A 713-nucleotide genomic window follows, 5' to 3' on the forward strand; every position below is an offset into this window, starting at 1 on the left:
ACAAGGCCGTTGACCTGCCCCTGGTGGGCGTCAAGGCCGGTGCCGTCGGGCAGCACGATCCGCCCGTCCCATCCGCCCGAGGCCACGCCGCCCCCCAGGACGGCCAGCGCCGAGACGGGCGCCTGATGCGACTGGCGGGTGGTCAGGGGGGCGGGGCCGCTGCCCCAGGTCACGACCTGACCATCCTGCCCACCCGTGGCAAAACCGTCGGGCAGGGGCAGAACGGCGGTGACCGCGCCGGTATGGCCGCGCACGACCTGGGCGGGCAGCGTGCCGTCCCAGCGGATCGCGCGGGTGTCGAAGCTGCCTGACAGGATGCGCGCGCCGTCCACCGCCAGCGCACGCACCGGCCCCCCGTGGCCGCGCAGGTCTTGCGCGGCGGCGGGCAGGGCCATCAGGACCAGAAGCGCCGCAAGGCGCATCGCGTCAGAACTGGACGAGGTTGTCGCCGGGCGAGGTGATGCGCGCCCCTTCGGTGGTAAAGGCATCGGGCGAGGTCGACTGGAACATCGGCAGGATCTGCGCGGCACCGACCGCCACGACGATGGCGACGACGACCGAGGCGAGGAATGCTTTCATCGGGTTCTCCCTTCCTTTCTGATTCATCCTATCGCCGCCGCGCGGGGCGCGACAAGCGATTGCCAGAGGGCGCGTGCCATCCGGCCGTAGATCTGTCCCAGCGGCCCGTCGGGGTCGCGGGCGGTGATGGGGCG

Annotated in this window: 2 protein-coding genes; both read right to left on the reverse strand. The window is 72.4% G+C overall.

Annotation, left to right across the window (positions count from 1 at the left end; all coding sequences use genetic code 11):
* On the reverse strand, window positions 1-422 hold a 422-nt coding region (locus tag ACLD7X_RS17530; RefSeq protein ID WP_482763995.1), incomplete at its 3' end, for a WD40 repeat domain-containing protein.
* Window positions 423-426: 4 nt separating this feature from the next.
* On the reverse strand, window positions 427-579 hold the full coding sequence (locus ACLD7X_RS17535) for a hypothetical protein (RefSeq protein ID WP_411424974.1): 153 nt from the start codon (window positions 577-579) through the stop codon (window positions 427-429).
* Window positions 580-713: the final 134 nt, after the last annotated feature.

The organism is Aphanothece microscopica RSMan92, assembly GCF_046613545.2.
GTDB lineage: Bacteria > Cyanobacteriota > Cyanobacteriia > PCC-6307 > Cyanobiaceae > NIES-981.

Bases quoted from the DNA above. Each gene is read 5' to 3' on its own strand.
- ACLD7X_RS17535 (WP_411424974.1), bottom strand. From the start codon at position 579: ATGAAAGCATTCCTCGCCTCGGTCGTCGTCGCCATCGTCGTGGCGGTC.